The following is a 13686-nucleotide window of genomic DNA, read 5'->3' as shown; positions in this document are numbered from 1 at the left end:
TTCACCAGAGAACGTCAACTGATGCGGCCTAGCTCAATTGCCTTCGCTGCCGTATTGCTCAAGGAATGAACCCCCATAATTAGCCCCGCAAAGCGTTCATCTTTGCTAAACCCCTGCTTCCAACGCGCATAAATCTGCTGAATCACCACGGTATTTTTAAACAACCCAAAGACGTAGTAATACAGAATATTGGAAACATCACGCCCGCTTTGTTGAGCATAGCGGTCCGCAAACTCTTGACGAGTAAAGTTGCCCGGAAGCCACGTCAGATTGAAGCTTTTTTCAAACGCTCCATCCGTGGCCTCTGACCAATATGAGAGCGAAGTGCCTACGTCCATCAGCGGGTCGCCAACGGTCGTCATTTCCCAATCTAACACGGCCAAAATATCGGTCAAGTCGTTGGCATTAAGCACTACGTTGTCGTATTTATAATCGTTGTGAATGAGCGTAGGCGTGTTTTCAGCGGGAAGGTTTTGCGACAGCCATCGATAGACTTGCTCAAAGACGGGTACTTCGTCGGTTTGGGCGTGCTGGTAACGTTTGTACCAACCTTCCACCTGACGCTGCACATAGCCTTCGGGTTTGCCTAAATTAATCAATCCCGTGGCCTGAATATTAATGGAATGTAGCGCCACCATATTGTCCACCAAAGCCGCCGACAGCCGTCGGAATGTATCGGGGTCAATGCCCATTTTGGGAGCGGAATGGGCGCGCAAAATCACTCCCTGCACCCGTTCCATTACATAAAACGGACAATCTAGCACACTTTCATCCTCACAATAGGCAATCGGGACGGGGATTTTGGCGTATTCTGCCGCTTTCAGGAGCGACAACACCCGAAACTCGCGCCCCATGTCGTGTGCCCCTTTGATGTGTTTAGCCCCAAACGGCGGCCGACGTAGGACATATTCTTTCCCCGTATCGGTTTTCAAAAAATACGTTAAATTGGAATAACCACCTGGGAATTGGTTGACATCCGTAATCACGCCCAAATCAGGCACTTGCTCAGCAAAATACGCATTCAGTTTGGTAATATCCAATTGTTCGCCTTCACGCACCGCTACGGGTACATCAGTTTTGGGGGTAGACATCAGGTCGGTTTCAGGTGATTTTCATGAATCAATTCCAAAACAAAATTAAGGGAATTTATGACAAAAACCCGTAGGGGCAGGCCTTGCGTCTGCCCAGGGCTTGCGTCTGCCCAGGGCTTGCATCTGCCCAAGGGCCCCGAAATTACCATCGTATTTTTCAAAAAATGGCTAACTATTACCCTTATTTACACAAAAAAAGGGCGGAGGTAAACCCCCGCCCATACATTTATTAATTTTTGGCACCGCCCTGTTGACCAGTTTTGGGCGGCTGATTTTGTTGCGCTTCTCGCATTGGGTTGGGTGCCCGCTGAATTCCCTGTGATTTAAACAGCTGGAATCGAGTCGGTTGCGCGGGTTGGCGCGGAAAACTGTTATTTTCAGTGTCAATATCGGCAATTTCCTGATAGGGGTCAAGCGTCCATTGAACCACTTTTTTCTTGCTCGTAATCACTTTCGAAATATCTTGGTCATTCAAACGCCAGATTTCGGCGGGAAAACGCGCTACCGAATCCGTACCGTCTTCGTATTGCATTCTGATAATGACTGGCATCGGTAACCCTCCCTTATTTTTCAGCTTGATGGTATAAAAATTCAAGCCAGATTCGACTAATTTACGCTCGTCGGGCGTCAGACTTGCCAAATAGGTTTCGTATTTTTTCTTGTCGTTTTCAGTCACCTGATATGGGTCGTAGGTATTATAAAAATCCTTCATGTCGGGGTTTTTGTCTACTACGCTTTCTTTGATGTATTCTTTGTCCCGCTGGCGCGCCACGGTGTTACGCTTGGCTTCGGCGGCTTTTTTGGCTTCGGCTTTATTGACTTCAGGATTCTGGGTATCCAACGCAAACCATTCGACCTCGGTCAAATCCTGATCAACGGGCTGTGTGCCGTAGAACCAACCTTTCCAGAACCAATCCAAATCCACACCCGAGGCATCTTCCATTGTGCGGAAGAAATCAGCCGGGGTAGGATGCTTGAATTTCCACCGATTGGCATATTCTTTAAAAGCATAATCAAACAATTCGCGCCCCATGATGGTCTCACGTAGGATGTTTAAACCCGTAGCGGGCTTGGTATAAGCGTTGGGGCCAAAACCCATGATGTTGTCAGAACTCGACATGATAGGCACTTGCTTGCTTGGGTCGGTGCGCATGTATTCGACGATGTTTTGCGGCTCGGCCACGTCGCCGCCCATGTCGCGGTCCCACTCTTTGGTCGTCAAATATTCCATAAATGAGTTTAATCCTTCGTCCATCCACGACCATTGGCGCTCATCCGAGTTGACAATCATCGGGAACCAGTTATGACCTACTTCGTGAATAATTACCTGAATCAAAAAGTCTTTGGTTCCTTTTGAATACGTGCCATCCGCTTCTGGACGCGCACCGTTGAAGGAAATCATCGGGTATTCCATACCACCCACAGGACCGTGGACCGATTGCGCCACAGGATAAGGATAATCAAACGTAAACTTTGAATAGGTTTTGACCGTATGCGCTACCAACATAGTCGAGTATTGTCCCCAAAGCGGATTGGCTTCTTTGGGATAAAACGACATTGCCATGATTTTTTTGCCGTTCAATTCCACATTCATTGCATCCCAGATGAATTTTCGCGAAGTGGCAAAGGCAAAATCACGTACGTTATCGGCTTTGAAAATCCAGGTTTTCTTGCCTGAAGGCTTATTGGCTTCGTTCCTTGTCGCTTCTTCCTGACTCACAATCAACACTGGTTTGTCAAACGTTTTACGGGCCTGTTCTAGGCGCTTAAGTTGCTCAGCCGAAAGCACTTGATTGGCATTTTGCAGTTCTCCCGAAGCGCCAACGATGTGGTCATTGGGAACGGTAATGGCAACTTTGTAATTTCCGAAAGCCAAGGTAAACTCTCCTTGCCCCAAAAACTGCTTGTTTTGCCAGCCATTCACATCATCATAAACGCACGCACGCGGAAACCACTGGGCTATTTCGTAGATAAAGTTGTTGTCTTTGGCAAAGTATTCGGCCCCCGAACGGCCCTGCGCGAAACGGAAATCAGTGATGTTATAGTTCCAATCAATCTGGAAGCTCGCCGATTGGCCCGTCTTAATAGGAGCCACAAGTTCTATGCGCATCATGGTTTCGTTGATGGTGTAGCGCAGCGGCTGCCCTGATTTAGGGTCTTTTACGGCCGTAATCTTATGACCATAATCTTTGTCAATCATAGAGCGCATGGTGCTGCTCATTGGCATTCCTCTTTCATTGACCGAACTCGTACGGGTAAGATTTGCCATTGAGTTTTTGGTGAATACGTTCTGGTCTAGCTGCATCCACACATAGCGTAGCTCATCGGGAGAATTATTGAAGTACGTCACCACTTCCGAGCCCGTCAGACGTTGTTTTTCGTCGTCTATCTCGGTTTTGATATCGTAATCCACTCGGTTTTGCCAATAGTCTTTACCTGGCGCGCCCGAGGCGGTGCGGTAGGTGTTTGGGGTAGGCAGTTGGGTGCCCATTTGCTCAAAACGCGAATTGGCGTGGTAAGATGCTGGGGCAGGGGCCTGAGCTTGCAAATAATGGGTAGTTTGCCATAGGCACAAAACTAGAAACAGGGTTTTTCTCATGGAATTCGTCTGCTGAATGATTTTTACAAAAATAGGATTTTCTAGGCAAATAGGAAGGTCATCAAACAAAGGTATGCATCAATATCCCCCAATTTGGGTGTAAAACAGGATGTGCGTTCTTAGCGGGGTAAGGTTTTATAAAGCACAAACCCAATGCCGGCAAAGATGATATTGGGCAGCCATACCGCCGCCACCGCAGGGATTTTGCCCGATTCGGCAATGCCTTTGGCCAGCATGAAGAAGAGTAGATACACAAACGCCAAAATGAAGCCCAAAGCAATCTGCCACCCGGAGCCCCGCCGGCTTTTACGGGCCGATACCACTACGCCTATGATGGTCAGAATAATAAAAGCAAAAGGGTGCGTAAAACGCGTATATTTTTCGAGCAGGTACGTCTGAACGCCATCGGCTCCGCGCAAATTGAGTAGATCGATGTACTCATTTAACTGACTCAAGGTCAGCTCTTCAAAGCGGTTTTTATCATTCTCAAAGTCTTTTGGGCTCAGCGAAATAGCGGTATCTATCTTAACACCTTGGGTTAAGAATTCTTTTTGTCCCTCAAACTTTCGCACTTTATAATCATGAATTTCCCACTTTTTCTTCTTGGGAGCCCATGTAATGCGGTCGGAAGTTAGCTTTTCCTTTAGTTGATTGCCTTCGATACGCTCCAAAGTAAACTTATAACCCGTTTGCGACGTATTGTTGTAGCTTTCGAGGTAGGCGTAGGTAGTGGGCGCGACCTTTACGTGGAAATTCCGACGGTTGAAATAAAATTGTTCTTCGATGTATTTGTACTCAAAAGCCAACCGGATTTTGTTGGCGCGCGGAATAACCCAGCCTACCATGTAGAAAGTAAAAGCCGCCAATATGACCGAACCGATAAAATACGGGAACAAAATTCTGATAAAGCTGATACCGCTGCTAAACATCGCGATGATTTCGGTACGGGCCGCAATACGCGCCGTAAAAAAAACCGTAGAAATAAAAACCAACAACGGACTGAGGTAATTGGCGTAATAAGGAATAAAATTGAGATAGTAATTTACGATAATTTCGTAGGGCGTAGGGTTTGTTTTTCTGAAATTATCTACCTTTTCCGTGAAGTCAATCACGCAGATAATCAGCAGCGTGACAAGTACCGTAAATACGTAAGTGATTAAAAAATTCTTGAGAATATATCGGTCTAATATTTTCATGCAATAAGTCTTTCGTCGTATGTTGTCCGTCTTGCAGTACAACGCAAATCTCCACAAGTTATGCTTTGATTCGGTAAAGGTTGCTTTTTTTAGATTTTTTAACAAACAAAGCAACCTCCCAAAAGCTGAAACTTTGGGGAAGTTGCTTTTGAAGGATTCTCGAAGACTTTCTTATTTCCAGAAAGCCTTCTTATCTGATTTACTTTTTATATTTTGTCAATCCTTCATCCAGAAAACGCGTAAATTCTTCGGCACTTGTATAACCAACGGGCTTGGTCAATAGCTCGCCTTCGGGCGTGACCAAACAGTAAAACGGCTGTGCGTTGTTGTTGAATTTTGTAATCTGTAAGTCGGCATTTTTATCGCCGATGGTGGTTTTTTCACGTTGGTCGTAGGTAGACACAAACTGCTTTTCCTTAGGCAGTTCCGTTTTGTCATCTACGTACAGCGACGCAATCACAAAATTCTTTTTAAGACGCTCCAATACTTCTGGCTGTGGCCAAACATTGGCTTCCATCTTGCGACAATTGGCACAATTGAAGCCTGTAAAGTCGATGAATACGGGTTTGCCCTGGGCTTTGGCCTCGGCCAATGCTTGCTCATAGTCAAAATAACCTTCCAATCCGTGCGGCAAATGCGGCTTGCGACGCCCCGATGCCGTCAGGGCAGGAGCCGAAGTTCCACCGCCAACGGCGTTGGTCAGGTAAAAATCCTGCGTTTGCTCGGGAGGCAACCACCCCGACAATGCCCGCAATGGCGCGCCAAACATGCCCGGAATCATGTAGACCACAAACGCAAACGTGGCCGATGAAATCAGCAAACGCGGGATGGTGATTCCTTTTACGGGTGAGTCTTTATCCATGCGCAGTTTTCCCAATACGTAAAAACCAATGATGGAGAACAAAACTATCCAAATAGCCAAAAACACCTCACGGTCAAGCACCTGCCACTGATACGCTAGATCTATATTTGATAAAAATTTCAAAGCCAATGCAAATTCTAATAAGCCAAAAACGACTTTAAATTCATTGAGCCACCCGCCTGACTTAGGCAGGCTTTTGAGGAATTTCGGAAACATGGCCAAACCCGTAAACACTACCGCGAACGGCAAGGAGAAGAATATCATCCCCAACACTGGGCGCATTACTTCGTTGCCTTTGGAAGCCAAAATCAATAATGAACCCGCAATCGGGGCCGTACACGAAAACGAAACCACCACCAACGTAAGCGCCATGAAGAAAATCCCGATGAGGCCGCCTTTGTCGGCTTGTTTGTCCACACTGTTGACGAAAGAGTTGGGCAATACAATTTCAAATAATCCCAAAAACGACAGACCAAAAAGGATAAAAACTACGAAGAAAATCGCGTTGGGTGCCCAGTGGGTACTGATAAAGTTAGCGGCTTGTGCACCGCCAACACGCGACACCAAAAAGCCCAACAACGTAAAAATGGCCACAATCGAAAGCCCGTAAACCAAGGCTTTACCAGTGCCGTGTTCTTGCTTGGTGAAATAACTCACCGTCATGGGCATAATGGGATAAATACACGGCATAAAAATAGACGCCAATCCGCCGAGGAAACACGCCAACAAAAAGCTCCAAAGTGATTCTTCAGGCTCAGAGACTGGAACATCAGAGATTGTGTTTTCCGCAGAGGCCGTGGCTTCGGCCTGAGTAGTATCTGCTTTGGGTGTCGTTGTAGGTTGCACATTTTCAGTCACCTGTGGCTCTGCGGTTGGGGCTGTGGCTTCTGCGGTTGGAGTTTCTGTATTAGATGCCGCGACTACTTTTAGCGTGTTTATTATAAAATCGGCATTTCCCATCGTACAAAGCCCATCGTTTTGGCATGTTTGATACGAAATAGCTACTTCAATTTGCGGCGCGACCTTTAGAATCTTTACTTTTTGCACAAAACTCCCTTTTCCTTCGGCCACGCTGGTATTTCCGCCCCATACTTCTTCGTAAAATTTATGGAATCCAACAGGCTTAATTTTCCCTACAAGTTGGTAGCTATCATTGGGTTTAAAGGCAAACTCGGTAGGATTAGGGCCGTCTTTGACCTCAAACTCCGTTGAATATAAATGCCACGTGGGGTCGATGTCTGCATTAAATTTTATTTCTATAACATCTCCAACTTTCACTTCTTTTTTAGGAACTTCAAACGACCATTTGGCATGGTTTTGAATCTGTGAAAAGGTCGAAACCGACACCAACAACAACAGCAAAATAGCAGCTATGCGCTTCATATATATTTGACAGATAACAGTTTACAAAACAGTTTTTACTTTTTATTCTTCACCAACGACTTGCCGTCTACTTTTCGTATCACTTCGTTCTTTAGAAACTTTACGCGCCATAGTCCTAGTTTCGTGGCATCGTCGCCAAAACACTTTTGACAAATCATATTTTGAACCGCAATGGGCGCATTATAAATCAGCACCGAGTCGCCTAATTTCTGAATATTGGTGGATTGGGGGAGTTTGTTTTCGGCATTATAAAGATACGCATCCAACACCTCCTTTTCTTTGGGCGAGAGTTGACCGTTTTTCATGTCTTTCGTTCCCAAAAGCAAGATTTGTACCCCGTACAATTTCTCCAATGAGTCTATTTCAGCAATTCCCTGCAATTGACACAACGCCGAAAGATTGGCGTTGGGCTTCTTGGCCTGTGCTTCCCAGTCCAGCTGCGCCTGCTTAACAATCCGCTCACCCCAGTCATCTACGATGGTCACTACTTGGGGAGAAGTGACGCGTTTGATTTGCATACTTTTCATTTTCTCGACCGCTTCTTTGGAGCCTTCTACGCGCCGTTCGGGGTTGCAGGAGGCAAAAAACAGGCCAGTAATCAATATACTATAATGAATCAGTCGGTTGCTCACGGTTATTTTTACTTCAAAATTACAGGTTATTCTCAGCAAAATGAAAACGCCTCTTGCCGCCGTTTGGTTCAGGCAAAAAGTTTGTAACTTGCCATTGCCTATTTATTCAGAACAAAAGACCACTGCCCATACGCCATGAACACCTCTTTTAAAACCCTTCTTATCGACGATGAGCCGTTGGCCCGCGCCCGTTTGCGCCGGCTGTTAAACAAATTTGAAGCAACGTTTGAAATCATCGGCGAGGCTGCCAATGGCGCAGAAGGCCTCACGCTGGTGGAAGAATTACAGCCCGACGTCATTTTTTTGGACATCGAAATGCCCCTAATGAACGGCTTTGAGATGCTTTCTCAACTGACGTTTATGCCAATGGTCATTTTTGCCACCGCCTACGATCAGTACGCAATACGGGCCTTTGAAGAAAACTCTATTGACTATTTACTCAAACCCATTGAAAACGACCGACTCGAGAAAACGGTGGAAAAATTAAGAAAAAGGATGGCTTCACCTCAGGAAGAAACCACCCAAAATACCTTCAATTCCAGCCTTTTACAGATTATTGAACAGTTCAAACCTAAAAAAGACCTACACACGATTTCGGTCAAATTTGCCGATAAGATTTTGTTGATTCCTCTGGATGAAATCAGCTATTTTGAAGCCGAGGATAAATATGTATTTCTAGCCACCAAAGAAGGACAAAAGTACCTAACAAGCTACACCGTGGCGACGTTGGAGGAAAAACTCCCCGACCATTTTACCCGCGTCAGTCGGTCGGCGATTCTTAATTCCCGCCATATACGTGAAATTCAGAAGCATTTTGACGGTAAATTCATTTTGGTTCTCAATGATAAAAAAAGCTCCAAAATTACGTCTGGGCAGTCATTTGCCGAAAATGTTCGCCGACTGTTTGAACTCTAACAATGCAGTTGTCTTGTCTTTTGGTGGTTAACAAATTAAAATAATCTAATTTTTCTTATTTTCTTCTTATTCATTTTGTATTTGACAGCGTCGCAAAATTTTGCGTCTGCAAAGGATTTTTGGTCAATTTCTCCAAAACATTTCATTTTGACAACGTTCCCGATAACGATTGCATAAATAAATCGCCTTTTATCTTTACAAAGTTTAATATCATCTATATATATTACAATAGATTACACATTCCACTGAAAAGGTACTTTTTAAGATTTTCTTAGAAAAATTCAAGAAGTCTGCTATGACAACCACAATTGCTTCTCTCTCTCGCCGTCGCGGCCATCACTTTGGAATAGACCATTGCCAAAGCCCGGCGGCCCTGTATCAATTGCAATTTAATCCTTCCGACAAGATGCCTAAATACAAGCAAATTGTCCATTCGGTGATTAAAGACATTGAAAGGGGGGTTTTGCAAAAAGGGAATCAATTGCCTTCCATCAGCGAGCTAAGCATTGAATACCTGTTGGCCCGCGACACGGTAGAAAAAGCCTATCGGGAGTTGCGCGCGCGCGGCTACATCACATCCGTACAGGGGAAAGGATACTATATTCAATCAAATCACGACAAAAAGCTAAAAGTTCTGCTCATTTTCAACAAGTTAAGCTCCTATAAAAAAATCATTTACTACTCTTTTTTGAAAACATTGGGCGACCAAGCCACGGTAGATTTGGAGATTCATCACTACAGCGCGGGGCGTTTTCAGGAAATTATTGACAAAAACCTAGGCAAATACAATTACTACATTGTAATGCCTCATTTTACGGAAGATTTAGATAAAGCGGATTACCTTCAAACGCTCAAAAGCATCCCCGCCAATGAGTTAGTGCTGCTCGACCGCGAAATCCCCGAGCTTCCACAACAGCCGCTGAGTATTTATCAACGTTTTGACAAAGACATTTTTGAAGCGCTGGAAAATGCCACAGATTTGTTGTCAAAATACCAACGAATGGTATTGATTTTTCCGAGCGATGGCAATTATCCCCTCGAAATTGTGCGCGGATTTCGGAATTTTTGCATCAATTACCACAAAGAATTTGAAGTCCGAGAAAATAGCGATGAATCTGTGATTGAAGCCAGAACGGCCTACATTGCCGTGGAAGAAAATGATTTGGCAGAGCTAATCAAGAAAGCCCGTCGCAAAGAACTTACCTTGGGAAAAGACATTGGGGTAATCTCGTTCAACGAAACCGCCCTCAAAGAGCTTTTGGACATTACGGTCATCACCACCGATTTTGAACTGATGGGCCAAACTGCCGCCACGCTTTTAATTAATAATCAGCGTGTTAAAGTAAAAAATCCATTTTACATGATTCGAAGAGGTTCACTGTGAGGAAATCAAAAGACAACGCATAACATTGCCTAAAAAAACCAACCCCTGGCGAACACAGGGGTTGGGAAACGAGACAGATTTTAGGTGGGTAAAACTACAATTTTGCTACTTCAGTGCCCGCCAACAGAAAACATCCCAAGCCAAAATCTTCATAATCGGGTTCTTTCTCGAAGCTCAACGGCTGTCCATCTTTAGGCTCCTTGCCCGTTCCTTGTACCCAACCCAAAAAGCCGTTGGGATGTACACAGTCTTTGAGCATGGCATTCATGGCCTTGGCTACTATGGGTTGATAGGTCTTTTTATCCAACAAACCGTTGCGCATTCCCCACGCCATACCGTATACAAACAGCGCCGTTCCGGTCAATTCTTTACCGCCAAAATCCGTTTCATCGGTCAAGCTGACATTCCAGAAGCCATCCGTGCGTTGCAATGGTGCAAGGGCGCGCATCATCTCCAAATAGGTCTTTTGGTACTCATCGCGGTGGGGAGCGTCTTTGGGCATAATGTCCAACACCCGCACCAAAGCGGCCACTACCCAACCATCCCCGCGCGACCAATAGCAATTTTTGCCCCCAGGTGTTTTGTAGGGTGGATCAAAGTCTTTGTCACGCCACCAGAGCCCTTCGGCGGGGTTGTAAAGGCCCTTGTCGCCGTGCTGGTTTTTGGTAAACATATACATCTCGTACATTTTTTCGTAATAACGATTATCGTTGTACAGCACGCCCAATTTTGCAAAAACGGGCATGGCCATTTGCAGCGCATCTACCCACGACCAATCATCTTTTTTGTCGCTGTTGACCATGTTGTCCATGCAGGCTTTGATGTCACGAATGCGCTCCTCTTTTTTGTCTATAAGGTACAAATCTATGTAGGTTTGGCCGCAGCATTGGTCGTCGCCGTTGCGGGTAGTAATTCCATTGCGCAAACCCCATTTGTGCGCTTCACCCCACGAAACAGCGTAGTCTAAATAGCTTTTTTGCGGGTCAAGTTTGTACAATGCCATCAATCCTTCGTAGTATACACCCCGCGTCCAGATGTTGCTCGGGCGCGTACGGTCTTTCCCAACGATGGGTTTGCCCACATCCGGCCATTTGTTCATAAAATAAGCATTGGCCGACGTCATGGCTTTCAAAAGCTCCTTTTTGGGGGGGAGTTTTTGGGCCAAGGTCATGGATGCGATGAATAAAAGGCAAACGAGAAGCTTTGTTGATTTCATACGATTATTTAATTTGAATGTTTATTTACGGCCTACCCAAACATTGTCAATTTTGTAGGGCAGGTCATTTTCGTCTTCGCCAATTACTTCGCAATACTCCCAATGAAGGTTTTGTAAATGCTTTCCGAATTTTTCAAATGGTACTTCCTTGAAAAATGGCGATTTATCAAAATAGTCTCGTCTATTAGCTTTTGCACAAACTACTTCACTGCGGATATATTCTTTTTCAAAAATCCATAGTTGTAAATCATAATCAGCACCTTGCTTTTGAAATTCACTCTCCCAATTTTCAAAAATCAGGGCCATTTTTTGGGTGATTAATCTGAAATACCACAAAGGCGGATTCGTTTTATTAAGCCTATAAAATGGATCAATCCAGATTTTAACGTAGTCACTCTTCTGCTTTTCAAAGTGGTCTAAATCAGGCAAAACATTTGCTTCGAACCACTTTTCGATATGAACAACCCGACGTTTCCAGCCTCGTATTTTCATTTACCTTCATAATTTGATATTTCAATTCTCTTTATGCCAAAGCATCATTTTTTATTAACCACCTTGATTAAAGGTTTAGGCACTTTTTTCATACCAGTACCCAAGTAATAACTTGTATGTGGGGGTTGATTATAGGCTACATTTTGGGCAGCAATGCTCAGCCGATACTGGGGGTCGTGCATGAGCGTAACAAACCGATGTTCGGTCGGGATAGTGGTCGAATAAATGCGTAAATTTTTGTTGTCGGTGGTTCTAAAAATAACTTCTTCGCGCCAATCCCCAAATAAATCAGCGCTGAGCGCAGGCGTAGATTTGGTACCGTTGTTGGACGTACAACCTTCGGCGGTGAGCAGGCGACCGCCTTTGTATTTGTCAATGTGATTTCCATCAAGCAATTCACGGCCCAAATCACCGTCCCACCACGCCAGAAAATTAGCGGAACTAGGCGCTTCGCCAATGTCTTCGCCTTTGATACTTAATAAGCGACTTTTGCCATCTACCATCATCCCACCCCAAAGTTCCGCGCCCAAATGCTCGGGGTCAATATCAGCGGCTACCCCTCGGCCTACGTCTTTTCCTTCGGCGGTTCTGACCAAAGTTGCGCCTGTTTTGGCATCATACAGCGCCATGCCTGGGCGGGCAGCATCCTTATCTTTGTTTTCGTGAATACCAAACACTTCCAATCCCTCGTGCGTGGGGTCTAAGTCGCTCACATGAATGGCATCTCCATGCCCAAAGCCTGTAGAGAATAAGCCTTTGCCATTATCATCAACAACCATTGCGCCAAATACAATTTCGTCTTTGCCATCTTTGTCTACGTCGGCAGCGGTGAGGTTATGGTTTCCCTGTCCTTCATAACTCGGGAAGCCATTTTTAGTATCAAATACCCAACGGGAGGTTAATTTCCCATTGCGCCAATCCCAAGCTGCCAGCACGGTACGGGCATAGTAGCCTCGACACATGACGACACTAGGTTGTTTGCCATCGAGGTAGGCTACACACGCCAAAAAGCGGTCCGCCCGATTGCCGTTTCGATCATTATGTTGGGGTGTGCCCCAACTATCAATCGGAAAGCGACTCGGCAAATACTCGGTGGTAGTCAGCACCGCGCCCGTTTGTCCGTCAAAAATGGTAAAAAACTCCGCTCCGTCTAAAATTCTTCCTTGGGCATTTCGGTAGTCTTTGGACGCATCTCCGATAATTTTTCCTGTGCCATCGGTTGTTCCATCGGCAGTTTTACAGGCGATTTCGGCTTTGCCATCCCCGTCTAAATCATAGACCATAAACTGAGTATAATGTGCGCCAGCTCGGATATTTTTCCCTAAATCAATTTGCCACAATCGTGTACCGTTGAGTTTATAGGCATCCAAAAACACGTTACCAGTATAGCCATCTTGAGAGTTGTCTTTGGCGTTGGAAGGCTCCCATTTCAGGATGATTTCGTATTCACCATCGCCATCTAAATCTCCAACACTTGCATCGTTGGCGTTGTAAGTATAGGTTTTCCCGTCAGGGGTGGTGCCGCCAGGAGGAATTTGTAAAGGAATTTCTAAATAAGATTTTTTAAAACTTAATGCCGTTGCTGCATTTTTCTGTTCTACTCCTTTCAGCACCGTTCGAACGCTGTAAACAGCCCCATCTACGGGATTTTTGTCCGTAAAATTACTGCTCTCCAGTGGCTTGATATTTAGTTTTTCCTTGTTCCGATAAATATTAAAAGCCACACTTTCAGGGTCATTGCCTAACAGCCTCCAACTAATAAACATGCTTCCTTCGACAGTGGGCAACGCCACTACGCCTCGGTTGAGGTATTCCATTTGCCGTTGAGCAAAGGTGCTAGTCAGTAAGGTCAGGCAGCAACATACTGACAAATGAATCCATCTCATATTCTTGCCATTATAAGGTAAATGTTGAAT

At 45.1% G+C, this 13686-nt stretch carries 10 protein-coding genes; 2 read left to right on the top strand and 8 right to left on the bottom strand.

The annotated features are described in order from the left end of the window. Positions 1–14: 14 nt before the first annotated feature. The 5 genes from GVN20_RS11980 to GVN20_RS11960 form a co-directional block, all read right to left on the bottom strand. Complete coding sequence (locus GVN20_RS11980) at positions 15–1091, bottom strand: phosphotransferase family protein (RefSeq protein ID WP_166558546.1); 1077 nt, start codon at positions 1089–1091, stop codon at positions 15–17. 229 nt (positions 1092–1320) lie between these two features. Then, positions 1321–3690, bottom strand: coding sequence for a M1 family metallopeptidase (locus tag GVN20_RS11975; protein ID WP_166558545.1), 2370 nt, complete (start codon positions 3688–3690; stop codon positions 1321–1323). 119 nt (positions 3691–3809) lie between these two features. Further along, a complete protein-coding gene (locus tag GVN20_RS11970; RefSeq protein ID WP_166558544.1) occupies positions 3810–4886 on the bottom strand; it encodes an LptF/LptG family permease in 1077 nt (358 codons plus the stop codon). Positions 4887–5085: 199 nt separating this feature from the next. After that, a complete protein-coding gene (locus tag GVN20_RS11965) occupies positions 5086–7131 on the bottom strand; it encodes a thioredoxin family protein (protein ID WP_166558543.1) in 2046 nt (681 codons plus the stop codon). A gap of 35 nt (positions 7132–7166) precedes the next feature. Beyond that, positions 7167–7802, bottom strand: a complete 636-nt coding sequence (locus GVN20_RS11960) for a hypothetical protein (protein ID WP_166558542.1) — start codon at positions 7800–7802, stop codon at positions 7167–7169. A gap of 96 nt (positions 7803–7898) precedes the next feature. Here GVN20_RS11960 and GVN20_RS11955 point away from each other — a divergent pair, with 96 nt between their 5' ends. Continuing rightward, complete coding sequence (locus GVN20_RS11955) at positions 7899–8678, top strand: LytTR family DNA-binding domain-containing protein (protein WP_166558541.1); 780 nt, start codon at positions 7899–7901, stop codon at positions 8676–8678. 295 nt (positions 8679–8973) lie between these two features. Then, the gene (locus GVN20_RS11950; protein ID WP_166558540.1) at positions 8974–10062 is read left to right on the top strand and encodes a GntR family transcriptional regulator; all 1089 of its coding nucleotides are present in this window, start codon (positions 8974–8976) and stop codon (positions 10060–10062) included. A 94-nt stretch (positions 10063–10156) separates the two neighbouring features. On the opposite strand, the gene GVN20_RS11945 is transcribed toward GVN20_RS11950, so the two are convergent. Genes GVN20_RS11945 through GVN20_RS11935 form a run of 3 tightly spaced genes read right to left on the bottom strand, consistent with a single transcriptional unit; the run spans position 10157 to position 13656 of the window. Beyond that, on the bottom strand, positions 10157–11278 hold the full coding sequence (locus GVN20_RS11945; RefSeq protein WP_166558539.1) for a glycoside hydrolase family 88 protein: 1122 nt from the start codon (positions 11276–11278) through the stop codon (positions 10157–10159). A 21-nt stretch (positions 11279–11299) separates the two neighbouring features. After that, the gene (locus GVN20_RS11940; RefSeq protein WP_166558538.1) at positions 11300–11770 is read right to left on the bottom strand and encodes a hypothetical protein; all 471 of its coding nucleotides are present in this window, start codon (positions 11768–11770) and stop codon (positions 11300–11302) included. 44 nt (positions 11771–11814) lie between these two features. Further along, positions 11815–13656, bottom strand: a complete 1842-nt coding sequence (locus GVN20_RS11935) for a rhamnogalacturonan lyase (RefSeq protein ID WP_166558537.1) — start codon at positions 13654–13656, stop codon at positions 11815–11817. Positions 13657–13686: the final 30 nt, after the last annotated feature.

The sequence above is a fragment of the Runella sp. CRIBMP genome (assembly GCF_009905605.1).
GTDB lineage: Bacteria > Bacteroidota > Bacteroidia > Cytophagales > Spirosomataceae > Runella.
This window is presented reverse-complemented; position numbering and strand designations above follow the sequence as displayed.